Genomic DNA, 24,000 nt, shown 5'->3' with positions numbered 1-24,000 from the left:
CGCCTATGGACCGCTCCGGGCGCGCGGGAAATCGTGGCCGGGGACCTCGTGAGGCGGCGGCGCCGGGATCTCCTGCGTGTGCGCGGGCGCAGGCACCTCGGGCTGGTGCCTCGTCCCCGGATCTCCTCCGGGCTGCGCCGTCCCCGGGAGCTGGATCTCGCGGTCCGGCGACGTACGGCCGGGCGAGCCAGGCGAGCCGGGGGGCACCGGCGTCGCTGGCGTTTCATCGGGGGGGCTCGCCGCCGGCTGCGGCGCGCCGGGCTTCCAGGGTTCACCGTTCGGCGCGATGTTCGGCGCGCTGTTCAACGTGCTGTTCAACGTACCGTTCCTCTCACCGTTCCGCGGTTGCGACGCGTTCTTCATGGCCTCCACCCTGTCTCCGGATCATGCCGGCATGCGGCGCCCGAGCGCGAGCGAGATCACGGCGAGCACCAGGAACGCGACGAACAGGATCTTCGCGATCGACGCGGCGCTGGCGGCGATCCCGCCGAAGCCGAAGATTGCGGCGATGATCGCGATGATGAAGAAGGTGACAGTCCAGCCGAGCATGATGTCCTCCAAGGGGGGTCAGGGGTCGATCCGTTGTTTCGTGGAGACGACCTCAACGTGGTTCCTGATGGCGGCTGTTCGCCGCGGTTCCTTGCTGTTCCCTGCTGCTCCCTGGCTACTGCAGTCCCCGTGCCGGCCGGCGGCAGAGGCTGTCGGCCGGCGCGTTCTCGGCGGCGCGAGGCGGCTAGCGCCGAGATCGGCCCAGCCGCTTCCGTCCGGGCACGCGTGCTGCGCTTCACGTCTGGGGCAAGATGCCTCGATCGTGACAGGGTGACCTGCGCGTGGGCGGAGCGCGGAACAGGGGCGTCGGGCGAGCGCGCGCCCCTGCGCCGCGCTGCTCCGTGCCGACGGCGCCTGCACGGAGGCTCCACGCGGACGCCCTGCAACTTCCCGGAACGGGCGACTCTGGACGGGCTATAAGGACCCGGCCATGCCGAAATCGAAGGTCGCTGTGATCCGCACGTCGCCTGCGACGGTGCTCTCGGACTACCACCGGCTGATGAACCTGGCCGGTTACCAGGATGTGGTCGCCAAGGACGCCGACACGGCGCTCAAGGTGAACATCTCCTGGCACTTCTTCTACCCGAGCTCATCCACGACGCCCTGGCAGCTCGAGGGGGTCATCCGGGCGATGACGCAGGACGGGTACTCGAAGGACCTGATCCACGCCTGCCACAACCGCACGGTCGTCATCGACGCCCACCTCGGCGAGCGCGAGAACAAGCAGATCGACGTCGTGCAGGCGCACGGCCTGCGCAACGTCCACCTCTACGAAGGGGAGGAGTGGATCCCGATCGGGGACGCGGTCGGCGATCTGCGGAAGAAGTTCCTCTGTCTGAACGAGGTGTACCCGAAGGGGTTCTCGATCCCGAAGCGCTTCATCGGGGAGAACATCATCCACCTGCCGACGGTGAAGACCCACATCTTCACGACGACGACGGGCGCGATGAAGAACGCGTTCGGCGGCCTCCTGAACGAGCACCGGCACTGGACGCACCCGGTCATCCACGAGACGCTCGTGGATCTCCTGATGATCCAGAAGAAGATCCACCGCGGGGTCTTCGCGGTGATGGACGGGACGTTCGCGGGCGACGGCCCGGGGCCGCGCTGCATGGTGCCGCACGTGAAGAACGTGCTGCTCGCGTCCTCGGACCAGGTGGCGATCGACGCCGTGGCGGCGAAGCTGATGGGGTTCGACCCGCTGCGCGATCTCAAGTTCGTGCGGCTGGCGCACGACCTCGGCCTCGGGACGGGCGACGTGCGCGACATCGAGCTCGTGGGCGACGTGGACGCGGCGAACGAGCAGTGGAACTTCGATGGACCGTTCAAGGAGATGACGTTCGCCTCGCGCAACCAGCACCGCATCTACTGGGGTCCCCTGAAGAAGCCGATCGAGTGGTCGCTCAAGACGTGGCTCGCCCCCTGGGCCTACGTGGCGTCGGTCACGTATCACGACATGTTCTGGTACCCGCGCTACGCGAAGGAGAAGATGGCCCCCGTGCTGGAGAGCCCGTGGGGGCGCCTCTTCGCGAACTGGGGCAAGGTGCAGCCCGACGCGGCGGGGCAGGGCTACCCGGAGGTCGGCGAGGCGAGCCACGAGCTCGTCCGGAGCGGGGTGAAGCACTTCCTGGAGGGCATGCGCCTCGTGGGGATGGCGGTCGCCGAGTCGCCGGAGATCATGGTCCGCAAGCGGGCGCGCGCGCAGGCAGCCGGCGGGGGCGGGGCGGCGGCGGTGTAGGAGGGAGGTCCCTCCGCCGGGGAGCGGTCGCGGGCGCGCTGATGGGCGTCTGCGAGCCGGCCCAGGCGGGGGGCCCGCCTGCGCACGGAGAGGGTAACCCCGTGCGCCCTCGGATCGGGGTACGCTTGGCTGCGGTTCGTGCGAACAGGAGGTCGGCCCCGTGACCAGCGTCGAGCAGATTTTCCAGGCCATCCAGGGCCTGCCGGTCCAGGAGCGGCTCCGGCTCATCGAGCGCGTGGTCCATGAGCTCGCGGATGGATCCGTGAGCGAGGGCTTGCCGCGTGAAGCCGAGGCAGCACCCTCCCTGATCGGGCTCTTCGCCGATGACCCCGGGGCCGTCGATGCCATGATGGAGGTTGTCCGGGAAAATCGTCGCTCTTCCAGGCTGCGCGATGTGGAGGAAGAGGATGAGCAGGGCTCTCCTTGACACGGACATTCTGTCCGAGATCACCAAGGCCAGGAGCCCGGCTGTCGTGGAGCGCGCGCGCTCGTACATCGCTGCCTACGGCCGCTTCACGTTCTCCGTCGTCTCGGTCATGGAGGTCGTCGCTGGCTACTCGCAGCAGCGAGCCGACCAGAAGACGCGGCGGTTCCTGGAAATGGCACACCGGAGCGAGGTCTTGCTGTTCGATGCGACCGCGGCCGAGCTCGCTGGTCGCATCCTGGCCGACCTGCGGATGGCCGGAACGCCGATCGGCGTACCGGATACGATGATCGCCGCGACGGCGATTCATCATGGGTTGTCCCTCGTGACAGGCAACACGTCCGATTACAGCCGTGTTCAATCAGCCGGCTACCCGCTGGTTCTGGAGAACTGGAGAGAGCCGGCATGATTTTATCCGTCGTCGCGGGCGGATCATGGGCTCAGAGTTTCCGGCAACCCAGCGGCGCCCGGACGTCCCCGCGCATAGGATGGTGATGGTCCGCTCCCCGTCGGGCCGAGCGCCGAGCGGAGCCGCTCAACCGCCCGTGGGCCGAGCGAAGACCTTGAGGTAGAGCTCGTCAACGGCCAGATCGCAGCCGATCGACGCGATCTGGAGCCGCTCGCCCGGCCCGAGCACGCGGAGCAGCCACGTTCCGTCCGGCTGGCGCCGGAAGTGCTCGGCCTCCACCTGCTTCTGGGACAGCAGGATGTAATCGGCGATGGATGGAATGCCCCGATACAGGGCGAATTTGCCGCCGCGGTCGTAGCTCTCCGAGGAGTCGGAGAGCACCTCGAAGACGGCTGTGGGGTTGAGCAGGGTGTCGCGGTGTTCGTCCTCGAACAGGGGCTGGCCGCAGACGACCGAGGCGTCCGGGTAGACGTAGCGGCCCGTCGTCACGTTCTTGATCCGCAGGTCGGACGCGTGCGCCTCGCAGGGACGCGCTCGCAGCGCACCGCGGAGCTCACCCACCACGTTGGCCGCGATGAGGCTGTGCTCGCGCGTGCCGCCCGACATCGCGAACACCTCGCCGCCAGCGTACTCGTGCTTCACCTCGGAGGAGCGCTCGAGCGCGAGGTACTCCTCCGGGGACAGCTTCGCCTGGGGCGCCTTCTGGGCCATGCCGGATTCTACCATGCCCTCCCGAGGGCAGGCCGCCGGCGGGAGCGGAGCGGCGGCGGCATAGCGCCGGGTGGGCGGCCCCAGGAGCGCCGCCCGCGACCCGCCGCGCCGGTCAGCCGACGCCGCCGCCCATGGCCGTGCCGTCCGATCGATAACACGCGTAATGATAGCCGAGCTGCCCCGGTACCCCCCGCTCCGTGTAGCTCGCCGTCAGGTAGTACGTCATCGCCCAGCCCCACTGGCCGAGCGAGTACGAGTAGCCGTAGGACCAGCTCCCGCTCGTCGAGTCGACGTAGAACTTCGAGACGCCGTTGAGCGGACCGCTGTACATCGTGCCGATCGTCGCTCCGCCGGGCTGGTTGCGGAGCGTGAGGGACTGGGCGCAGGCGGCGTTCACCGCGCCGTTCGTCACCGCCTGCTCGGCGACGGCGGTCTGCTCGTCGACCTCCGCGTCGTCCCCCAGCTCCGACGAGGAGTCCACGTCGACGACACACCCCGCCATCGCGAGCACCGAACCAAGGATTGCGAATGCGTTGAAACTTTTCATCCGTTGATGCCTTTGAACTCCACCGCGTGACGACCCGCACGCGGCTTCCCCAAGAAAGCGCGCCGAAGGCGCATGTCCTATCGACTCCCGGAGCCTCCTCCTGTGCTTCGCTGACTCGAGGGCTCGGGGGCGACGGACCTCCAACGAAGGAATTTAACCGATCGTGAAGGCTTGTGGGAAGCCAATTTGATTCATCGTTGATACATCGATTCATCGCGTGTGCGACGACAGGCCGCTTTTACCTCACGTCGGACGACATCGCCGTCGCGGCGCGCGGCCAGGCAAGCAAGCCACCCATGCCATCGTCCGCGGATCCACGCCTCGACGCGCAATGGCGAGCCATCGCGTGATGGGTCGATCGCCGTTCCTGTTCGGGCCGAGGCTCAGCGTGCCGCGCTGGTCGCGTGCGACGGCCGTCGCCCCGATGTCACCGCCGGCGCGGCGCCCGCGACGAATCTGACGCGCACCGGCCTCGGCCGGAGCGGCGGCAACGACCGGGCGAGCCGCTCGTAGGCGTCGCGCCCCACGCGCCGCTCCTCGTGGACGAGCGTCGCCCAGATCTCCGCCTCGCGCGCCTCCGCGTGCTCGGCGGCGCGCGGATCGAAGCGCAGCCCACGCTCGATGGTGCTGGCTCCGGGGATGCTGTCGTCGGGGCGGCGCGCCGCGCGATCGCGGAAGACGCCGGGGCCGAAGCGGTCGTACTGGAGGATCGTGTGCGCGGTCGACACGGCGCCGGCCCATGGATAGCTGCGCAACGTCCAGCCGCGCGACAGGTCGGAGAGCCGCGCGTCGACGTCGGCGCGCTCGGCGTCGGTCTTCCACGGCTCCCGCGGGACGAAGAACAGGCCGAGCCCGAGCTCGTCGCCCTCGAGCGCGAACACCTCGTCGATCCCGAAGCGCTCCGGGGTCTGCGCGACGAGCGAGCCGTGCGTCAGCCCGAACTCGCCGACGATGTAGACCGCGAGCGCCTCCCGCCGCGCGCGCAGGAAGTCGAGCGTCTCCACGGCCTCGGCGTGCGTCTCGGTGGGGAAGTCCGTGAAGCACATCGCCTCCGCGGCCACGCCCGCGGACGCGAGGTGGTCGATGACGTCGGAGACGACCTCGACGGGCGCGCCCTTGTCGATGAGGCCGAGGACGCGCGGCGACCCGGACTCGACGCCGAGCGCGCACGCGACGGCGCCCGCGCGGCGCAGCACGTCCGCGCGCTCCCTGGTCAGGTACTTCTCCGGCTTGAGATCGGTGGCCCATCGCACGTCGAGGCCGGCGTCGAGGATCGCCTGCGCCATCTTCACGAGCGTCTTCGGCGCGACCGAGTCCTGCGACAGGTAGAAGTGGCGTGTGCCGTGCCGCGCGCCGAGGGCCGCGAGGTGCGCCACGATGCTCTCGACGGCGCGCTCGCGGTACGCCGCCGTGCCGACCTCCGCGAGCCCGTAATGGCAGAAGGTGCATTTGCCCCAGTAGCAGCCCCGCGTCGGGTCGTACGGGAGCACGAGCGCCGGCGCGAGGTACGCATCGAGCGGGAGCCCATCGAAGTCGGGCGCGGGGAGCGCCTTCAGGTCCTCCATGCCGTGACCGGGCGTCCAGCGCGCGCCCATCAGGCGATCGCGTGCGACGACGTTCGGCACGTCCCGGAGCGGCCGGCCCTCGTCGAGCGCGCGCGCGAGCCCGAGGAGGGTGTGCTCGCCCTCGAACAGGCACGCCGAGTCGAACGGGCCGAGCGCGCGCGCGAGCCGCTCTCCCGACAGCCGGAGGAGCAGCTGCGTGACGCCGGGACCGCCGCACGTGACGTGCGCGCCGGGCAGCGCCTCCTTGATCTTGTGCGCGAACGCGTATGCCGGCTGGAGCTGGCCCGGGAAGCACACGGAGAGGCCCACGATGTCGGCGCGCGCGTCGCGGAGCCGGGGCACGAGCGCCTGCTGCACCCAGGCGTCGAAGGGGTCGTGCTCCGGCCGGCTCGACCGGGCGATCTCGTCCATCGATGTGAGGCCGAACGGCGTGCGGTACGCCGTGAAGTCGAGCTTGAGCGGGTGGTGCGTGGCGGACACGACGCCGAGCGCCGCGTCGAGCGTCGCGACCGCGCGGGCGTAGGCGTCCGGATCGTAGAAGGCGTCAGGGGAGCGGAGCGTGGCCTTGGCGAGGTCCACCGCCTCCGGGACGGCGTGCGCGTCGCCGCGCGCGCGGGCGAGGGCGAGGTACTCGAGCTGATCGGCGTGCGGGAGCGAGGCGCGGCGGTCGAGCTCGCCGAGGCGCGCCTCCAGGCGGTCGCGGAGGTCGGCCATGCGCTGCGCCGTGAGGAGCGCGTCGAAGGCCTCGACGTTCGCGTCGATGGGCAGGACCTCCACGCCGTTCGCGCGGAGGAAGCCGGTCAGCATCGGCACCGCGAGGTACGGGGCCGTGGGATCGCAGGTCGGCGGGTAAACGAGCGCGATGCGCATCGGGGCGGCGGTCTAGCACACCCGGGGGCGGAGCGTGGGGTCGCCTGGCCGCGATCCCCGGGAAGGCCGAGGGCGCCTGCTGCGACGCGCCGTTCGAGTGCCTGTGCGACACATGCATCGCGGGTGCGTGCCGACTCGACGCCGACGAGGACGGCATTCCCGACGGGGACGACGACTGCCCCCTCTTTGCCAATCCCGATCAAGCGGACGCAGACGCCTGCTGACGTATCTCGACCCGAGCGACATCGAGTCGAGTCCGTGTGTCGCGCTGGGGACGACAGGGCTCTTCTGGAGCCTCGAACGACCTCAGCCGAACCCGCTAGATGCCCGTATGGCCGTGAGGCATGATGTCCCGGCTTCGATGATCCCACCGACGCGGCACGTTGCGAGCACCCCCCTCGGCCCTTCCGCCGCCGCGACGGTCGTCTGGCGCCTTCGCGGCCAGATCCATGTCACGGTCGTCGTGAAGGCCACGTTCGCGCTCGTCCCCGAGGGGCGCATGTCGCCCGTCGCCCCGGACCCGATCGCGGCGGATGAGCAGCCGGATCCTTCTGGCCAGCGGCTCCAGATCGCGAGCGATCTCGCGCCGTACCTCGATCCGTGCGGCGTCGTGGTGACCGGCCATGCAGAGCTGCCGCCGGGCTTCTCGTCGCCGCACGCCATGGTCCGGCTCACGGTCGTGCAGGACGGCCAGGTCCGCATCGACAAGCAAGCTCAGCTCGACGGCTCCGCGCGCGTCGGGCCAGCTCGCTCCCACGTCCGTATCGACGGATTGGGGCCGCTTCCCCGCACGTCGCCGCTGCGCAGCCGGCTGCTCGGCGCGGTCGACGCGCGTCGCGTTCACGGCTCGCTGCTCGACATCCCCGAGGGGCTCGACTGGAGCTACTTCCAGGCGGCGCCCATGGATCAGCGCATCCCGGCGCTGCGCGGCGACGAGTGGATCGTGCTCGGAGGCATGATCGCGCAGCGGCCGAAGCTCCGGACGCAGCTTCCTGAGGCGCGCGGCGTCGCGCGGCTGTACCGCCAGAAGCTTGCCGCGCCGCGCGCCGGGGAGCCGATCTCGCTCCGCGCCGACACGGTGCACGTCGACGTGGATCGACGGCGCTGCTCGGTGGTGTGGCGCGGCCATGCGCCACTCGAGGAGGCGGAGATCCAGTCGCTGCGCGTGCTCGCGGGCGTGGAGCTCCCGGCGCAGCCGATCGCATGGGCCGATCCGTTCGCCGCCGGCAGCGCGCCCGCTGCGCGCGCCGCGCCCTCTGGATCGGCCTCACAGCAAAACGCCAAGGCCATCACGCTGGACGGCACCAACCAGCTCAGCCCCGAGGACGCGGCCAGGGTGGTCGCGGCTGCGGCGACGCCGTTCAGCGCAACGCGAGGGCCTTCGGCGCCTGCGCGCTCGGCGACCCCGGCGACGTCGCAGCCGGCCGTCGCCCCGCAGGCTGCAGCCGCCGCGCCGGCGCGGCCCGGCGGCGTCCGCGATCTGCTCGGGGAGACGGACGCGCTCGATCCCGAGGACGCGGCCAGGCTGGTGGCCGCCGGGGCGATGCCGTTCAGCACAGCGCGAGGGCCATTGGAGCCTGCGCGCTCGGCGACGCCGGCGACATCGCAGCCGGCCGTCGCCCCGCGGGCTGCAGCCGCCGCGCCGGCGCGGGCTGGCGGCGTCCGCGATCTGCTCGGGGAGACGGACGCGCTCGATCCCGAGGACGCGGCCAGGCTGGTGGCCGCCGGGGCGATGCCGTTCAGCGCAGCGCGAGGGCCTTCGGAGCCTGCGCGCTCGGCGACGTCGCAGCCGGCCGTCGCCGCGCGGGCTACAGCCGCCGAGCCGGCGCGGGCTGGCGGCGTCCGCGATCTGCTCGGGGAGACGGACGCGCTCGATCCCGAGGACGCGGCCAGGCTGGTGGCCGCCGGGGCGATGCCGTTCAGCGCAGCGCGAGGGCCTTCGGAGCCTGCGCGCTCGGCGACGCCGGCGACGTCGCAGCCGGCCGTCGCCCCGCGCGTTGCCGCGGCCCCTCCCGCGCGGCCCGGTGGCGTCCGCGATCTGCTCGGGGAGACGACCTCGCTCGAGCCCGAGGACGCGGCGAGGGTGATCGCCTCCGCCGCGACGCCGTTCGACGCACGCCGAGCTCCGGTCGCCGCGCCTGCCGCGCCTCCGCGCCAGGCAGCGTCATCCAGCGCGCCTCCAGCGCCCCCTTCGCTTCTCTCGCCAGCGCCTCTCGTCACCGCGCAGGTCCATGCGGCGCCGCCCATCGTGCATCCGCAGCGCCTCGGCGATGCGGGCGCTTTGCCGGAGGCGCTCGGCGCTCAGTTCCTCGCCGCGATGGCCGAGGCAGGGCTGCTTCACCGCTAGCACCTCCCGGGACTGCCGAGGCCGCGCCGCTCCGGCGCGCGCCCGTCGGCCGTGCCGACGCCGCGTTCGGTTGTCCCGACGCGCCTCACAGGCATCGAGCTCAACCGTCCATTGCGGTCGAGCGGTCGCAGCATGTAGGATGACTCCGGGTGAATGCTGCCCGCGGTCTGTCCGCGCACGCGCTCTGAACAGGGGAGAGTCCATGCACTCGTTTCAGGTCGACGGACTGGAGCAGGAGCTCCGGGTGACGCGGTTCGAGGGGCGCGAGGGCATCTCCGAGCTCTTCCACTTCGATGTGCTCGTCGCTTGCGCGGACAGGGACATCGCGTTCGCTGACGTCGTGGGCAAGACGGCGCTGCTCACCTGGCAGGTCGGCGAGCTGCCGCGGCACCTTCACGGTGTCGTCGCGAGCTTCGAGCAAGGTGAGGAGGGCAAGCGGGTCACGGCCTATCACGCCACGATCGTGCCCGATGTCTCCCGCCTCAAGCACCGCAGGAACAGCCGAATCTTCCAGGCGCTCTCCACCCCGGAGATCATCGAGAAGGTCCTGCGCGCGGCCGGGATCGCGAGCAAGGGCTATCGCTTCGTGCTGAGCGGCGCCTATCGCCCGCGGGAGTACTGCGTGCAGTACCGGGAGAGCGACTTCGCCTTCGTGTCGCGCCTGCTCGAGGAGGAGGGCATCTGTTATTACTTCGAGCACGACGAGGGCGGTCACGTGCTCGTGTTCTCTGACGGTGCGTCGGGGCACGGGCCGATCGCGGGGGAGAGCACCGTCGTGTCCCGGCCGCCGCTCGGCGCCCTCCGCCAGAGCGAGCACGTCTCCCGCTTCCGTTATGCCGAGCGGGTGCGCTCCGGGAAGGTGACGCTGCGCGACTACAACTTCAAGAAGCCCGGCCTGTCGCTCGAGAGCAACGCCCAGGCCGAGGCGGACGACGATCTCGAGGTCTATGACTATCCTGGGGATTACGACGCGCCCGGCGCGGGATCGAGCATCGCCAAGATCCGGCTCGAGCAGATCCAGACCTCACGCAAGACCGGCAGCGGCGAGAGCGTCTGCCCGCGCTTCGTTCCTGGCCAGACCTTCACGCTCGCGGAGCACGCGCGCGACGATTTCAACCGGGAGTATCTGCTGGTGTCCGTGCGCCATGAGGGCCACGAGCCCGTGGTGGACGCTGTCCCCGAGGGCGACGCCGCGGCCTACCGGAACGAGTTCCAGGTCGTGCCGTCCGACGTCCCCTTCCGTCCGCAGTCGGTGACGCCTTGGCCGACGATCAAGGGGATCCAGACCGCGATCGTCGTCGGTCCTGCTGGCGAGGAGGTCTATACGGACGAGCACGGCCGCATCAAGGTCCAGTTCCACTGGGATCGGGAGGGCAAGAAGGACGCGCAGAGCTCGTGCTGGATCCGCGTGAGCCAGATCTGGGCGGGCTCTGCGTGGGGCGCGGTGTTCCTGCCGCGGATCGGCCACGAGGTGGTCGTCGACTTCCTGGAGGGCGATCCGGACCGGCCGCTCGTGGTGGGGAGCGTCTATCATGGCACCAACGTGCCGCCGTACGCGCTCCCTGCGGAGAAGACGAAGAGCACCATCAAGTCGAACAGCTCGAAGGGCGGCGGGGGGTCCAACGAGCTCCGGTTCGAGGACAAGAAGGGCTCGGAGGAGATCTTCCTGCACGGTCAGAAGGACTGGAACATCGCGATCGAGCACGACAAGAAGCAGTGGATCGGGAACGACGAGGCGCTCGAGGTGGACCACGACCGGAGCAAGGTGGTGGGGAACGACCAGAGCGAGCAGATCGGCGGCAACAAGAGCATCGACGTCGCGAAGAGCCACACGGAGAGCATCGGCGAGGACGAGACCCTCTCGGTCGGCGGGAACCGGTCGGTCAGCGTGGAGGGGGATCACACCGAGTCGGTCGCCGGGAGCCAGTCGATCGACGTGGGCAAGAGCCAGAGCGCGTCGATCGGCAAGAACAAGAGCGAGACGGTGGGTGGTTCGAGCTCGGAGAGCGTCTCCAAGGGCAAGTCGACGAGCGTGGACGAGGGCTACACCGTGACGGTGGGCAAGGACATGACGGTGACGATCGGGAAGAGCGCGAAGGAGGAGGTGAAGGAGAAGAAGACGATGATCATCGGGGAGAAGCTCTCGATCCAGTGCGGGGACGCCACGATCACGGTCGAGAAGAACGGGAACGTGACGGTGCAGGGGAAGAAGATCACGGTGAAGGGCGAGGGGCCGATCCGGGTCGAGGGGAAGAAGCTCGACGTGAAGAGCGAGGGGGCGGTGAACGTCGAGGCTTCTGGGAACGTGAAGATCAAGGGGAGCAACGTGGGGGTGAACTGAGGTGGAGCGGGGGCTCGCGGGCGCTTCGAGGATGAGGGGGAGCGGAGGAGCTGGGTGATGAGAGACGACGGGCGGGCACCGGCGGCGGAGCCGAGCGGCGAGGCGATCCTGATCGAGGGGGAAGGGGAGGCTGCTGCCGCCGGCGGGGAGGTGGCGGACGAGGGCGGGGTAGAAGCGGGAGCGCTCGAGGGCGCGGAGGGGCTCCTCGAGCTGGTGGTCGCGGCGCACGAGGAGCGCGTCCGGGCCGAGGCGGAGAAGGCCGGGCCGATCGAGGGCGTCGTTGTCGGGCGGATCGTGGGGTTCGCGCAGAGCGGCGAGCCGCTCGTCGAGGCGGCGGTCCTGGGAGAGGGGGCGCGCGGGGGGATTGCTGCGCGGGCGATGACGGCGCTCGGGCCGGAGGACGAGGGGCGGGAGGTGGCGCTCCTGTTCGAGGGCGGGCGGCGTGACAGGCCGGTGGTGATGGGGCGGATGCACGTGGCGGGGGAGAGCGCGATCGCGGCGGTGCGCGACGGGGCGACGGCGACCGCGGACGGCGAGCGGCTGGTGTTCACCGCGGAGAAGGAGATCGTGCTCCAGTGCGGGAAGGCCAGCATCACGCTGACGCGCGCCGGGAAGATCTTGATTCGAGGCGCCTATCTGCTGACCCGGTCGTCCGGCGTGAACCGGATCCAGGGCGGATCGGTGCAGATCAATTGATCTCGACGATCGAGGCCGAGATCTTCGAGCAGCACGCCCAGGAGGCGGCGTTCCTGTGGTCGTACCGGGACGCTGCGGTGGTGGATCCGCTCTACGATTTGCAGAGCCTCGGTGAGCTGGACGAGCGGCTGGAGGCGCATGTCGACGGGCTGCGGCTGGCGGGTGATGCGGGGTGGGAGATCTGCAAGGGCGCCATCGACGAGGAGGAGCCGGGGAGCTTGTTTGCGCCCATGGTGCTCGCGGTGGAGCGGCGGGATCTGAGGGGCATCGCCGGGGTGCTCGACGTGGGCGGGGGCGTGCCGGCGCTGTCGCGGGCGATCGTGTCGGCGCTGGGGTGGGTGAGCTTCGATAAAGTGCGGGGGATCCTGCCGGGGCTGCTCTCGCACCGGGTTGGGCCGGAGCTGCACCGCATCGGGATCGCGGGGTGCGCGGTTCACCGGCAGGACCCGGGGGCGCCCTTGGGGTACGCGGTGACGTCGAGCGACCTGCGCCTGAAGGCGCGGGCGCTGCGCGCCGTCGGGGAGCTCGGGCGGGAGGACCTGCTGGACGAGGTGCGGCGAGCGCTGGGCAGCGAGGACGATGCGTGCCGCTTCGCGGCGGCGTGGTCGGCGGCGCTGCTCGGCGATGCAGCGGCGCTGAGGGTGCTCGAAGCCATCGCGGACCGTGGAGGGCCGTTCGCCGAGCGGGCTTGCGCGATGGCGATGCGGAAGATGGATCCGGGGATGGCGTCCAGCCGGCTGCGCGCGATCGCCGGGACGATGCGGGGGGCGCGCGTGGCGCTCGCGGGGGCGGCGGCGCTCGGGGATCCGGCGCTGATGCCGTGGATCATCGAGTGCATGGGGACGCCGGAGCTCGCGCGGGTGGCGGGCGGGGCGTTCACGATGATCACCGGGGTGGACCTCGAGGAGGCGAAGCTACGGGGGGGGCGGCCGCCGGGGTTTCAGGCCGGGCCGAGCGATGATCCAGGGGACGAGGACGTGGCGATGGATCCGGACGAGAGCCTCTCGTGGCCGGACAGGGAGAAGATCGCGACGTGGTGGGGGAGCCGGGGGAAAGAGCTGAAGCGGGGGACGCGGTATCTGCTGGGGAGGCCGATGGCGGTGGAGTGGATGGGCGAGGTGCTGCAGCGGGGGAGCCAGCCGGCGCGCGCAGCGGCCGCGGTGGAGCTGGCATTGCGGGGCGTGCGACGGAGCGTGGCTGAAGTGAGGGGACCGGTGCGGTCCTGGGAGCTTCGTGCCGTCTGAGCGAGCGTGGAACCCTTCGTGAGGCGGTGCTCGATCAGAGGCCCTGCCAGGCGTCCCCGGAGAACACGGGGCGCGACTCCTTGAGCGCGATCGATGGAACCCCCCAGTAATTGGAGCCCGTCTTCATGCCGACCCAGCGCGCCAGCCGCACGAGCGCGATCCCCTCGACCGAGAGGTGCCCCTCGGTTGCCTCGATCTCCGGGGCAAGCGCGTCGGCCCGCCGGAGCCGACCAATACGCGCTTTCTCGTCACCGAGCAGCCTCACGAGCGCGCCTTCGAAGTCGCCGGCGGATCGCTTCCAGAGCGCGCGGGAGACGTCGAGTCGTACATCGCTCGTGCCGCCCAGCACGGCCTCCCACCGGGCGGCGAGCGCGTCGCGCTCGGCCGGATCTGCGCCTAGGAAGAAATGCTTCATCAACCCATGGACGTAGAGGAAATCGTCCTCGTATTCCTCGTCCTGATTCCAGTTCGCCCTCGCGAGCCCCGCGATGCCGCGCGCGCAGTCGAAGTCGCACGCCGCGATGGCGTCGAAGAACGGGAAAAGGCCGCCGGTCGCCTTCTCGGTGTCGTCCATGCGGCCGAGCGCGTGGAGCATCGCGCGCCCGCTGCGGCACAGCTCCCGATGGAGCGGCTCGGGGACGCCGTCCTGAAAGAGCCCTGCGATGCCCTGAACGCGGCAGGCGCGGCTAAACGCGAGCGCGTCCTTCGCGGCGACGCGACGTTGAGAGAGGCGCGGCAGGAGATCCTGCGCGTCGAACGCCGCGTTGGAGCGGAAGACAGGGAGGTGGATCGAGCTTATCGTCACTGCCTCTGCTCGACCTCCGTGAGCACGAGGTTCGTGAGGCCGAGCGCGCGGAGGGCGCCGGCGAGGCGCTCGTCTACGACGTACTTGTTGGGGTCCTCGCGGACCCGGAACAAGGCGGGCGCCGCTACGAGCTTCTGGGGATCGAGGACGAAGCGGTCGACTCCGACGATGGCGCCGTGGTACGGATCACCTGGCTCGTCCAGGTACTCGATCGCGCTCGCGCCCAGATCGAGGCAGTCGCGCGTGCCGATCGGGTTGATGATGAAATACTCCCCCGGGTGCGGGCGCTTCTTGTGGTTGTAGAGGGTGATGGGGAGAACCTCGATCTCAACGCCCTGGCAGTGGGCGGCGATCTCGTCCTTGGCGGGCTTCGAGGTGATGAGGTAATTGTGGGTGTTGCCGACGATCGAGGGCACCTTGATCCCGGGCATCTTCTCGCTCATATAGATCCGGGCGTCCTCGGGATACTTGTCCTGGATGGGCTCCCCCTTTGCCATTCGATAGTACGAGAGCCCGAGCCCCTCCGGGGGCGAAGCGAGGATGCAGTAGCCCCCGGTGAGCTCGCCGAGGGTGTCGATGAAGTAGTACTTCACGGAGTGGCCTGCGTCTCGAGGCGCGTGCCGCCGGTCCCGCGCGCCCAGGTGAGGACCAGCGCCCTCATCTGCGCCGAGACGCGCATGAGCTTCGCCTTGGAGAGCTTGTCCGGCGCGGCCGGGTGATTCTCTGGCTCGGCGGCGGCCTTCTCGAGGAGCTGCGCGTACTCGTCGATGACGGGCTGGACCTTGCTTTGGACGATCGCGTTATAGTTCGGGTGGGAGCCGAGGTGCCGCGGCAGGCTGAGGATCCTCGACGCGTGGAGCCCCGTCGGCAGGATCATCATATTATCCTTATGGTTGAGGTTGTACTTGGCCTGGAGGAGGCCCATGCGCAGGATGATGGCGAGCAAGGTGGTGTTCGACTTCTGCGCGGTGGTGAGCATGGCGTCGTCCAGCGTGCCCTTCGGGAGGATGTGATGAGCCTGATGCGGGTACGGCTTGCTCGCCGACCAGCGGAAGCCGTTCACCGTGACGTCCCAGCTTGAGCGCTTGCCGTTATAGTATGTCCTGTCCTCGCCCATGGCCCGCACGATGGCCTGCCACCGATAAGAACACGAATTGTTGAGCGCCACGGGAGACTTGAACTCGTGCCGCGTGAGGCATGCGCCGCCCTCGGTGCTGCCCGTGCAATCATGGAGGCCGAGGACCTCGTTGTCGAACTTGTGCTGTTTCTCGTCACCCATTGTGGTCTCCTGCGTGCACGCTCAGGTCTTGGAGAGCCGGATGGCCCCCACGTGGCCATGCTCGGAGCTGGAGGTCACGAGCGCTTGTCCGTTGGCGTCGTATCCTCGCGCGAAGGATCGCGCCGCGAGGCAGACCCCGATGGCGCCGCTCGCCGCGCCCGTCTCGCCGAGCGAGCTGGCCGGTGCGACGAGCCGCGCGGGCTCGAACCGCGGGCCGAGCGTCACCCGCGCGCCCGCCAGCTCGCGCGCCCGCCACTCCTCGCCGTTGAGATCGACGAAGGCGTCGCCCGAGAAGATCGCGCCTTCGGGCAGGAGCGCGGCCATGGCGGAGGCGAGGCCGGTACCCAGGTTGATCTCCTCGGTGAAGAGGTGATTGGGCTCGGCGCCCACGGTCGCGCCTTGGACGACGGCGTGAATCGGCGCGCCGCGCCGCCGCGCCGCCGCTTCGGCTTCGAGCAGGAAGCACGCCCCCGCCTCCCCCGGCATCAGCCCGACGGGATGATCGGCGACCTTGACGCGATCGAGCGACCATTCGAGCGAGGGCGCGTCGAGGTAGGAGTCGACGCCGAGCACGATGACGCGCTGTAGATGGCCGTTCTGGATCGCGCGCGAGGCCCGCTGCACGGCCGACGCGGTTCCGGCATGGCCGAGCATCATGACCTCCACCTGAGCCGCCGGGATGGCGAGCTCGGTGACGCTGAGGATCCGGAGCCCGTACACGTCCAAGACCTCTTGGCTCGACATCGGAGCATCGAGGTCGAAGCGGCGCGGATCCGAGACGGGCGTGGCCAGGTAGAGGCCCGTGCCGCGCCAGAACGCCGTGTCTCTCCGGTCCAGATCGCCATAGGTCACGAGATCGTCGAGGCAGCCGGCCGCCATGCGGACCCACCGCCCGAAAAGGTGAAACCCCTCGGTGAAATCGTGGATGGGGTGCCCGCGGACGGGCCGCGCGTCGGCCTCGTCGCCGAGCTCCGCGTCGAACAGATCGAGTTCCGCGGGGAACGATAGGGCCGCGCGCACCGCCGCCGCCGTCGCGATCGCGCTCAGGCCGACCGGCGAGATCATCCCGAGGCTCGTGATCGTGGCGCGCATCGGCATCGAGCCCCCCTCGCGATTACTTGTCCTTGTCGCAGATGACGCACTTCTTCTTCACGCTTTCGTCTCCGCCCATGACCATCACGGGCCCCTGCATCACCGGGAAGGGCGGCGTGTTCTTGTCGTTGTGAAGCATCAGGTCCATCGCTCGCGCCACACCCTTTCCCTCGAACTTCACGTCGAACGAGCTGTTGACAAACTCGGCCTTTCCCTTCGTCTTGTTCGACGCCACCCCGCCGCCCGCGGTGCCCGCCTCGTCGCCGACCGAGGTGCTGAAGTTCGAGTCCGCGACACACACCGACTCGCCGTCGCACTTCACCTTCTTCGTCCCCTTCGCGGTGTCGCCCGACTTCGCGATGTTGGGATACGGGATGGGGATCGGGCCGCCGGGGCTCGGCGTCTTGCAGACGTCGGGGAACGCCGACGAGATCCCGCTCGAGCTCGCGTGGACGACCGACATGTTGTTGACGCCGACCGTGACTCCCATGCTCTCCTCCGCTTAGCGCACCGATTGTAGCCCGGGGGCGTCGATCAGGATCGATCGAACGTCGTGCGGCCCGTCGCGGAGCCGGGTATGTCCGCGAAATGTCAGGTAGACACGATTGTCGTCGGTGCTCACCACCACCGTGTCGAGCTTCGTCTCGATCAGGGCGTCGCCGCGGCGTGCCAGCGCTGCGCGGCAGACGGGGGGCGGCATTCCGGGGAGCTGGAAGGTGATCGTCCCCGCCGGCGACATGCCCGTGACGGCGACCTGCTCGTCGCCGCGCAGGTACCTCGGGGCGACGAGCCCTGGGGCTGCGGCGTTGAAGAAGCGGCGGTCGAAGTCACGCGGCAGGCGAGGCATCCGGTCTCTCATCCAGGCCTCGTCGTAGGTGCCGGCGAGCGAGCCGCGAGGCTGCCAGTTGTGGGAAGTGAAGCCGAACCCGACAGGCGTCACCACCTGGCCCCAGCTCCGGATGGGGTGGGCGGGATCTTCAATGTTCGGGAGGCGAACACCCTCTTCGAAGGCGCCTTCGGAGGAGGAGCGGTATCCTGTGCCCACCGGGTTTCGCGGCTCGAAGGCGGGCATCTCGGGCGTGCCGGCGGTGCGGTCCCGGCCGCCGAAGGCGCGCTCCCAGACGAGCGGCATCCGCTCGAACGGCTGGGGGCGAGTCATCCTGAGCTCGCCAGCGCTCTTGACCCATGTGCGATCGCCGACGACGCGCGCCGCGCGGGAGACGGAACCGACCTGGAGGGCCACGTCGACCTCGGCGAGTCCGATGCGCGGCGGGCGCGCGTGGCCGATCAGCACGACGTCGGTGGTGGGCTTGAAGAACGCGACCTCGGGCTCGAGCTTCCAGCTCGAGGTCTCGGCGTTGTCGCCCCACAGCTCGCCAGCGACGCACACGGGCGCCTGCTGTTCGGCGAGCGCGAGGTGGTGGCCGATGAGGGCGTACGTCGCGCGGATCACCGTCACGAGCAGCGGGCGCGCCTCTTCGTCGGAGAGGTAAACCGCCTCGAACGCGAACGGCGTCCGGTTCTCGATGCTCGCGTGACCCATGGCGCCGAGCGATCGGAACGCGAAACTCGGCGCTTGGCAAGCGGGAGCGCGGGCCCGACGGCGGTGGGTCCGCCCGCCGGCGCCGCTGCTCTTTGCGCCGAGCGCGCTACTCGTGCTCGGGCCCGTCCCGCACGTCGTGGCCGCTGCGGCGGGCCAGAAGGCGATCGAGACGCTCGCCTCGGAGCTCGATCGCCGGTCCTCGGCGTCGTCGGGTTCGTGTCCTCGCCCGACGTGCGCGCGCGCTTCGCGCGGCTGCCCCGGGAGGAGTTCGATGTCACCGACGCGGCGCGCGCGCGGGAGCTGGCCGGGGTGATGATCCAGAAGCTCTCGGCGGCGATGACGCCGAGGGCCCGGCAGGCCTTCGACTGGTACGTGCGGGTCTGGACGCTGCTCTGCCTGCGCTACGAGGAGGTGCGGGCGGCAGCGCTGTGGCTGTGGGGGAAGAACTCGCGCATCCAGGAGCGGTTCCCGTCGCTGTTCGCTGTGGGCAGGCCCAACTCGGGCCGGTCGAAGAAGGAGGCGCCGAGGGAGGCGAGGGGGACGGGCGCGGTGATGGCGGCGGCGGCGATGGGAGCGGCAGCGGGGAGGAGCCGGGGGCGACGCCCGTCATCCCGGAGCTCGTGACGGAGAGCCCTGGCTGAGCGGGTGGCGAGGCGCTGCGCTGCGCGCTCCCGGTCCGCGCGCAGCGCGGCGGCGAAGCGCCCCCGGGCCTCCGCCGAACCGCCGGCTGACGCCCGGGCCCTCACAGGACAGGCTTCACCGGCTGGTCCCACGGGCGTACCTTTCCGCCCGCCCGTGGCGCCTGACGCGGCGGGCGGCCCCGGATGCCGCTGCTCTCCGCCAGGGGAAGCTCGACCTGTAGGAATTTACTCATGATCACGTCCGTTCGACTCCAGGAATTCAATGGCCATCGGGACAGCACCGTCGCGCTCGGCCGGCTCACGGTGCTCGTCGGCCCGAACGGGTCCGGGAAGACGAGCGTGCTCGAGGCGCTCGCGCTTCAGAGCCGCCTCGTGCGCCACGCGTCCCGGGACGTGTTGACGGGTGATTGGTCGCTCGGGGATCTGCTGCGCCGGGGAGCCGAGGGGGGGCCGATCGAGCTGACGTCACAGGGCACATGGGAGCACGAGGCATGGAGCTTCCGGACCGCTCTCTCGGAATCTTCGGTGCACGTCGACTGGGAACGGGATGATGACGATACGAAGAATTTCACCGCTAGCGGCATCTCCCCCCTCCGCAAGCTGGTGCCGCGGCTGGACGAGGCCGTCGCACCCGCGACGCTCTACAAGCTCAATGCGGAGCGCATCGCCGCCGCAGCGTACAGCGATGATCTCGCGCTCGCCGCAATCAAGCTCACGTAGTGCGCGCGCGTCCGCCGGAGGAAGTGACCGCAGAGCTTCTCGACGAGCGGCACGGCCTCCGCGACGAGCGCTTGCTGGTCGGGGCGGAGGGGCCTCCGCGGCCGGTCGCCGTGGCTCATCGGGCGCCGCCTTGCCCTCGGCCCTTGGCAGCGCCCGCCTTCGCGGCGAGCCGCTGCGCGGCCTCGGCCAGCGCCGCGGGCTCGCGCCGGTCGACCTCGCCGCTCGCGGCAGGCGGCGTGCGCGGGCGGAGCCGGTCGACGAGCGGGGCGGCGACGGGGTGCGTCGCGAGGAAGCGCGAGGTCAGCGCGCGCAGCGCCTCGAGATCCTCCGCGGGCACGAGATCGGCGTACGGCGCGACGGCGTGGGCGACGCGGGCCTCGAGGGTCGGATCGCCGTCATCGGGGTCGGGGCGGGGGCTCGACATCGGGCTCCGGGGGCGCGCTGCCCGCTGGCGCTGCATGCGCTCGGCGCGCTTCGCGCAATGGACACCCGACGCTACCTTTCCCGGGGAGGGTCAACAAGGGCAGAGGAGCGAGGAGGGCCGGGCGCTCTTTCGCCTATCGTCAGCTGCTGCGAGGTAGGGTGTCGCGAGGTGACGAGCGTCGATGAGCCGCTGAGCCCCGGGGCGCTGTTCCAGGGGCGCTTCCTGATCGATCGCCTCCTCGGACGCGGAGGGATGGGCGAGGTCTGGGCCGCCCTCGACACGGCGCTGGAGCGGCCGGTGGCGATCAAGATCATCCACCGCGCCCTCGCGGGGGAGGCGCGTTACGCCGAGCGCTTCCTCCGGGAGACGAAGCTCGCGGCGCGGGTCGCGCACCCGAACATCGTGCGGCTGTACGACGCCGGCAGGGCCGCGGACGGGCGGCTCTTCATGGTGACGGAGCGCGCCGCGGGCGTGCCGCTGCGGGAGATCATCGCAGGCGGCGCGCGGCTCGATCCGGTGCGCGCGCTCCACTACGCGATCCAGATCGCGGACGCGCTCTCGACGGCGCACGAGGCCGACCTCGTGCACCGCGACGTGAAGCCCGAGAACATCCTGGTGAGCGACGGCGTGCGCGCGCGGCTCGTCGACTTCGGCGTGGCGAAGGACGCGCGGGGCGTGGGCCTCGGGCTGACCGGGCAAGGCAGGGCGGTCGGGACGTCGCGCTACATGGCCCCGGAGCAGGTGGCCAGGGGCGCCGTGGACGCGCGCGCGGATCTGTATGCGCTCGGCGTGGTCGTGTACGAGATGCTGGCGGGGGCGCACCCGTACGCGGTGCTCGACGAGGCGTCGGGCATCGGGGAGACGGAGATCCTTGCGGCGCACGTGCACCTGGAAGCGATGCCCCTGCCGGAGGTGCTCCCGGGGTGTCCGGAGGCGCTCTGGAGCGCGGTGGCCAGGTGCCTCGCCAAGCGGCCTGAAGCGCGGTTTGCGCGGGCGGCGGAGCTCGCGGCGGCGCTGCGCGAGGTGGCGGGGACCGCGGTGACGGCCGAGAGGGCGCTGGACGACGCGGGCGCGCGGCAGCTCCTGAGCGAGGCGGCGGACGCGGCAAGGGAGCGGGCGATCCGCGAGCGCGCTGGGACGCCTCGGGAGGAGAGGGCGGCGAGCCCGGCGCAGCTGGTGACGGCGCTGCCGGGACCGGGAGCGATGCCGGGGCAGGGCGTGATGCCGGGGAGCGCGGTGCCGGGCGCGGATGCGCGGAGCAGGCTGGCGATGGCGCAGAGGTTCAGGGTGGAGCCGTCGTGGGGGCTGCGAGGGGCGAGCGCGGGGACGGGGACTCGGAGCGAGGATGCAGCTGCCGGGCAGCCACTGCGGGGGCCGGTGCTGCCGGCAATAGAGGGTGAAGTGGCGGGGCCGGCGCCGGGGGAGGGCGCGAGCGCGATCGACGCCAGCGCGGGAACCAGCCTGGTGGGGAGCACCGAGCGGTGGGAGGGGGCGGCTACTCCGGTGACGGGAGGGGGGATGCGGGTGAGCACGGAGCGGTGGGAGTCGACAGCGGCCGTTACGGCGGCGGTGTCAGGACCAGAGCGGCTGGCGAGGACGGAGCCCTGGGATGCGGCAAGAGCTGGCGTGCGGCCGTCGGGAGCGCGCGCGGCATCTCCGCGGACCAGGTGGGGGCTCGTCGTGCTCGTCGTGCTCGGCGTGGTCATGGCGCTATTTGCTGCGGTGATGCTGGGTCTCGCCCCGGCGTGACGCATCGCCGTCGGCGGGCTGTGGTTCGAGAGTCCAGGCTCCACATCCGCGATTCCTGGCGTACTCTTCGCGCCGCTCATGCCCAGCAAGCGCCAGGTTCTCGACCTCCTGCCCCGTGACGAGCTCGTCGAGCTCGTCGGCCGCTACAATCTGCTCGTTCGGGATGGCAAGGCCCAGCTCGCCGACATGCTCGATGGCCACAGGCCCGCGCTGCCCGAGCTGCTCGCCGGCATCTCCTGCGACCGCCTGAAGGAGCTCTGCCGCGGCCTCGGCCTCGGCGACGGGAGCCGCGAGAAGGCGGCTGCTGCAGCGGCTGGCCGGAGCTCGGCCTGCAGTCCTCTCGGCGCGGAGTCTCGGCCCGAAGACCTCGAGGATGAACCGAGCGGGAGCGGCTTCGAGCGGCTGCAAGCCTTCCCTCGCCCTCGGGAGCGGCTCGACCTGCGGACGGAGAGCATGCACGCCCTTCAGAGCAGGCGAGCGGCTGACGCCCACGTGGAGCTGCGATGATTCACACCTTCTACGCTCGGAACTACGGCTGCCTGGTCGATACCGAGGCCTCGCTGACCCCGCTTCATGCGTTCATCGGCCCGAACGATAGCGGCAAGAGCACATTGCTGCACGGTATGCGGACCCTGGTGCAGTTCGCCGGATCCCACTTTCAGCAGGATAAGGGTAGATGGAAGCCGTTTGATCCCTATCTTCCCACAGAGCCTCCATCCCATGAACTACCTCAATCCCCGCACGACATCCTGCTCGAGTGCGGGGTCGACGGGGGATGGTACGCTATCAAAACGGGGCTGCGAAGTCTCGAAGAGCGTACCGGCGAGCGGCGCAGCAGCGATACGTCTCTATATCATGGCCGTTCGGTTGCTCCTCGGCCCAGTACCTGGTTCAGCACCGTACCGCGGGACGCACCGCAGGAGGGCAAACATCCGTCCGAGCGGCATATCCTGAGCCAGATTTATCAGGCGAGGCTTGTTCGCTTCGACCCGGATGCGCTGCGTGAGCCAAGCGGTCTGATCCCCGAAACGCAGCCGGTTGGCTTCCTCGACGACCGGGGTCACGGCCTGGCCGGCATCTACTTCGCCATTCGCAACCGCAACGACGACGCCTTTTCCCGCATCGTCGACGACGTTCGCCGCCATTTCCCGACGATCAAAGGTCTTCGGGTCAAGGTAGTAACGAGCAGCGAGGTCGTCCTGGAGGTCGAGCTCGTGAATGGCGCGCGGGTGGAAGCCGCTCGGCTCAGCGAGGGCCTCCTCTACTATCTCGCGTTCGCCGCTCTCCGCTACATGGACCCGGTCTCGCTCCTGCTCGTGGAAGAGCCCGAGAACGGCCTGCATCCGGCGCGCATCGCCGAGGTCATGCGCATCCTCCGTGCCATCGTCGAGGAGAGCGGGACACAGGTCCTCATGGCGACCCATAGCCCGCTCGTCGTGAACGAGCTCAAGCCCGACGAGGTGTCCGTCGTCACCCGCACCGCCGAGGGGGGCACCCGGGTCAAGCGCATCAAGGATACGCCCGATTTCGAAGAGCGCTCCAAAATCTACGCGCTCGGCGAGCTGTGGATCGCCTATGCCAACGGCGAGGACGAGGCGCCGCTCCTCGAGGGCACCGAGCCTTGATCCGCGTCATTCTCGCCGGTGAGGGCAAGAACGAGCTCGGCGGTTTCGCAGCCGAGCCGAGCTTCCGCGACGACAACCCCGAGCCCGGTGTGGTGGAGGCGCTGCTGCGGCAGGTCCGTCCCGAGGGGTGGAAGGTCGTGGACGCCATCCTCTGGAAGAGCATCCCCAAGCTCCGCGTGGGTATCGGTGGAAAGGGCGAGGAGCTCAACGTCCAGCGCGCCTTCCACCATGCCAAGAAGCGTGGGTGCGAGGTCTTTGCGTTCACGCGCGACCGTGACAAGGCCAAGTTCGCCCACCGCGAGGACGGCATTGAACGGGCGATCGAAGGGCTGGGAAGTACCGCGGATCAGCAGCCGGCTGTCGTTGGCGGTGTTGCCATCGAGAAGCTGGAGTCGTGGCTGGTGGCCGTTGCCGGCCACCATGGCTCCGAAGCGATGCGCAGGCCGCAAGAGAGGCTCGCCGAGCTCGGGATGAACGAGAAGGACACCGCCGCCATGGTGCGCCTCGTGGAGGAGAGCGGCCTGACCAGCATCCCCGCTGACGCGCACTCGTTGCGGCGATGGATCGGGCGCGCGCGCCAGGCACTCGGCGAATCCACGTAGATCCGCGCCGATCCCGCATGAACTCGTACGGCCTTCGGTGTCCGGGACGCCCCGGCTCAACCGGTGGATCACACACGCG

At 70.3% G+C, this 24,000-nt stretch carries 26 protein-coding genes; 14 read left to right on the top strand and 12 right to left on the bottom strand.

Features of this window, described 5'->3' with window-relative positions; all coding sequences use genetic code 11:
- Positions 1 to 3 precede the first annotated feature (3 nt).
- The gene (locus WME97_RS27315; protein ID WP_437541502.1) at positions 4 to 318 is read right to left on the bottom strand and encodes a hypothetical protein; all 315 of its coding nucleotides are present in this window, start codon (positions 316 to 318) and stop codon (positions 4 to 6) included.
- Positions 319 to 384: 66 nt separating this feature from the next.
- Positions 385 to 549, bottom strand: a complete 165-nt coding sequence (locus WME97_RS27310; protein ID WP_012237660.1) for a DUF1328 family protein — start codon at positions 547 to 549, stop codon at positions 385 to 387.
- Between the two features lie 430 nt (positions 550 to 979).
- On the opposite strand from WME97_RS27310, the gene WME97_RS27305 reads away from it, so the two are divergent.
- The 3 genes from WME97_RS27305 (at position 980) to WME97_RS27295 (ending at position 3,120) form a co-directional block, all read left to right on the top strand.
- Positions 980 to 2,287, top strand: a complete 1,308-nt coding sequence (locus tag WME97_RS27305) for a DUF362 domain-containing protein (protein WP_437520870.1) — start codon at positions 980 to 982, stop codon at positions 2,285 to 2,287.
- A 160-nt stretch (positions 2,288 to 2,447) separates the two neighbouring features.
- Complete coding sequence (locus WME97_RS27300) at positions 2,448 to 2,714, top strand: hypothetical protein (protein ID WP_437541500.1); 267 nt, start codon at positions 2,448 to 2,450, stop codon at positions 2,712 to 2,714.
- Positions 2,695 to 3,120, top strand: coding sequence for a type II toxin-antitoxin system VapC family toxin (locus WME97_RS27295; RefSeq protein WP_437541498.1), 426 nt, complete (start codon positions 2,695 to 2,697; stop codon positions 3,118 to 3,120). Before WME97_RS27300 ends, WME97_RS27295 begins: the two co-directional genes overlap by 20 nt.
- A gap of 126 nt (positions 3,121 to 3,246) precedes the next feature.
- On the opposite strand, the gene WME97_RS27290 is transcribed toward WME97_RS27295, so the two are convergent.
- The 3 genes from WME97_RS27290 to WME97_RS27280 all read right to left on the bottom strand — a co-directional run bounded on the left by WME97_RS27290 (position 3,247) and on the right by WME97_RS27280 (position 6,813).
- Positions 3,247 to 3,831, bottom strand: coding sequence for a Uma2 family endonuclease (locus WME97_RS27290; RefSeq protein WP_437541496.1), 585 nt, complete (start codon positions 3,829 to 3,831; stop codon positions 3,247 to 3,249).
- Between the two features lie 112 nt (positions 3,832 to 3,943).
- Complete coding sequence (locus tag WME97_RS27285) at positions 3,944 to 4,333, bottom strand: hypothetical protein (RefSeq protein ID WP_437541494.1); 390 nt, start codon at positions 4,331 to 4,333, stop codon at positions 3,944 to 3,946.
- Between the two features lie 428 nt (positions 4,334 to 4,761).
- Positions 4,762 to 6,813, bottom strand: coding sequence for a B12-binding domain-containing radical SAM protein (locus WME97_RS27280; protein ID WP_437541492.1), 2,052 nt, complete (start codon positions 6,811 to 6,813; stop codon positions 4,762 to 4,764).
- Between the two features lie 44 nt (positions 6,814 to 6,857).
- Here WME97_RS27280 and WME97_RS27275 point away from each other — a divergent pair, with 44 nt between their 5' ends.
- The 5 genes from WME97_RS27275 (at position 6,858) to WME97_RS27255 (ending at position 13,441) form a co-directional block, all read left to right on the top strand.
- Complete coding sequence (locus tag WME97_RS27275; protein ID WP_437555512.1) at positions 6,858 to 7,037, top strand: hypothetical protein; 180 nt, start codon at positions 6,858 to 6,860, stop codon at positions 7,035 to 7,037.
- Between the two features lie 137 nt (positions 7,038 to 7,174).
- Positions 7,175 to 9,160 carry a DUF2169 domain-containing protein gene (locus WME97_RS27270; RefSeq protein WP_437541490.1) on the top strand — a complete coding sequence of 662 codons (1,986 nt, stop codon included), beginning with the start codon at positions 7,175 to 7,177 and terminating at the stop codon, positions 9,158 to 9,160.
- Positions 9,161 to 9,362: 202 nt separating this feature from the next.
- The gene (locus WME97_RS27265) at positions 9,363 to 11,501 is read left to right on the top strand and encodes a type VI secretion system Vgr family protein (protein ID WP_437541488.1); all 2,139 of its coding nucleotides are present in this window, start codon (positions 9,363 to 9,365) and stop codon (positions 11,499 to 11,501) included.
- 213 nt (positions 11,502 to 11,714) lie between these two features.
- Entirely contained in the window at positions 11,715 to 12,197 is a 483-nt protein-coding gene (locus tag WME97_RS27260) for a DUF6484 domain-containing protein (protein WP_437555510.1), read from the top strand.
- The gene (locus WME97_RS27255) at positions 12,194 to 13,441 is read left to right on the top strand and encodes a TIGR02270 family protein (protein ID WP_437541486.1); all 1,248 of its coding nucleotides are present in this window, start codon (positions 12,194 to 12,196) and stop codon (positions 13,439 to 13,441) included. The genes WME97_RS27260 and WME97_RS27255 overlap by 4 nt, the downstream gene beginning before the upstream one ends.
- A gap of 34 nt (positions 13,442 to 13,475) precedes the next feature.
- Here WME97_RS27255 and WME97_RS27250 read toward each other — a convergent pair whose 3' ends face one another.
- From WME97_RS27250 to WME97_RS27225, 6 genes are read right to left on the bottom strand one after another with little or no spacing between them, the layout of a single operon-like run.
- A complete protein-coding gene (locus WME97_RS27250; protein ID WP_437541484.1) occupies positions 13,476 to 14,246 on the bottom strand; it encodes an Imm49 family immunity protein in 771 nt (256 codons plus the stop codon).
- Positions 14,243 to 14,839 (bottom strand): imm11 family protein, encoded by a 597-nt coding sequence (locus tag WME97_RS27245; RefSeq protein WP_437541482.1) that lies wholly within the window; start codon positions 14,837 to 14,839, stop codon positions 14,243 to 14,245. Before WME97_RS27245 ends, WME97_RS27250 begins: the two co-directional genes overlap by 4 nt.
- A complete protein-coding gene (locus tag WME97_RS27240) occupies positions 14,836 to 15,525 on the bottom strand; it encodes an AHH domain-containing protein (RefSeq protein WP_437541481.1) in 690 nt (229 codons plus the stop codon). The genes WME97_RS27245 and WME97_RS27240 overlap by 4 nt, the downstream gene beginning before the upstream one ends.
- Before the next feature lie 21 nt (positions 15,526 to 15,546).
- The gene (locus tag WME97_RS27235) at positions 15,547 to 16,623 is read right to left on the bottom strand and encodes a hypothetical protein (RefSeq protein ID WP_437541479.1); all 1,077 of its coding nucleotides are present in this window, start codon (positions 16,621 to 16,623) and stop codon (positions 15,547 to 15,549) included.
- Positions 16,624 to 16,639: 16 nt separating this feature from the next.
- A complete protein-coding gene (locus tag WME97_RS27230; protein WP_437541477.1) occupies positions 16,640 to 17,107 on the bottom strand; it encodes a DUF4150 domain-containing protein in 468 nt (155 codons plus the stop codon).
- Positions 17,108 to 17,119: 12 nt separating this feature from the next.
- Complete coding sequence (locus tag WME97_RS27225) at positions 17,120 to 18,160, bottom strand: DUF2169 family type VI secretion system accessory protein (RefSeq protein WP_437541476.1); 1,041 nt, start codon at positions 18,158 to 18,160, stop codon at positions 17,120 to 17,122.
- A gap of 216 nt (positions 18,161 to 18,376) precedes the next feature.
- Between WME97_RS27225 and WME97_RS27220 the strand changes: the two genes are divergently transcribed.
- Together WME97_RS27220 and WME97_RS27215 are read left to right on the top strand one after the other, a co-directional pair.
- On the top strand, positions 18,377 to 18,784 hold the full coding sequence (locus tag WME97_RS27220; protein ID WP_437541475.1) for a hypothetical protein: 408 nt from the start codon (positions 18,377 to 18,379) through the stop codon (positions 18,782 to 18,784).
- Between the two features lie 248 nt (positions 18,785 to 19,032).
- Entirely contained in the window at positions 19,033 to 19,521 is a 489-nt protein-coding gene (locus tag WME97_RS27215; RefSeq protein ID WP_437541474.1) for an AAA family ATPase, read from the top strand.
- A 115-nt stretch (positions 19,522 to 19,636) separates the two neighbouring features.
- On the opposite strand, the gene WME97_RS27210 is transcribed toward WME97_RS27215, so the two are convergent.
- A complete protein-coding gene (locus tag WME97_RS27210; protein ID WP_437541473.1) occupies positions 19,637 to 19,945 on the bottom strand; it encodes a hypothetical protein in 309 nt (102 codons plus the stop codon).
- A 168-nt stretch (positions 19,946 to 20,113) separates the two neighbouring features.
- On the opposite strand from WME97_RS27210, the gene WME97_RS27205 reads away from it, so the two are divergent.
- The 4 genes from WME97_RS27205 (at position 20,114) to WME97_RS27190 (ending at position 23,921) form a co-directional block, all read left to right on the top strand.
- The gene (locus WME97_RS27205) at positions 20,114 to 21,694 is read left to right on the top strand and encodes a serine/threonine-protein kinase (protein WP_437541472.1); all 1,581 of its coding nucleotides are present in this window, start codon (positions 20,114 to 20,116) and stop codon (positions 21,692 to 21,694) included.
- A 78-nt stretch (positions 21,695 to 21,772) separates the two neighbouring features.
- Entirely contained in the window at positions 21,773 to 22,201 is a 429-nt protein-coding gene (locus WME97_RS27200) for a hypothetical protein (RefSeq protein ID WP_437541470.1), read from the top strand.
- Positions 22,198 to 23,319: an AAA family ATPase gene (locus tag WME97_RS27195; protein WP_437541468.1), complete on the top strand. Its 1,122-nt coding sequence runs from the start codon at positions 22,198 to 22,200 to the stop codon at positions 23,317 to 23,319. Before WME97_RS27200 ends, WME97_RS27195 begins: the two co-directional genes overlap by 4 nt.
- A complete protein-coding gene (locus WME97_RS27190; protein ID WP_437541466.1) occupies positions 23,316 to 23,921 on the top strand; it encodes a hypothetical protein in 606 nt (201 codons plus the stop codon). Before WME97_RS27195 ends, WME97_RS27190 begins: the two co-directional genes overlap by 4 nt.
- The last annotated feature ends 79 nt before the right edge of the window (positions 23,922 to 24,000 follow it).

It is taken from the genome of Sorangium sp. So ce367, from assembly GCF_051520455.1.
GTDB classification, from domain to species: domain Bacteria; phylum Myxococcota_A; class Polyangia; order Polyangiales; family Polyangiaceae; genus Sorangium; species Sorangium cellulosum_B.
Note: the sequence above shows the minus strand (reverse complement) of the source record. Positions and strands in the feature narration are given on the sequence as shown.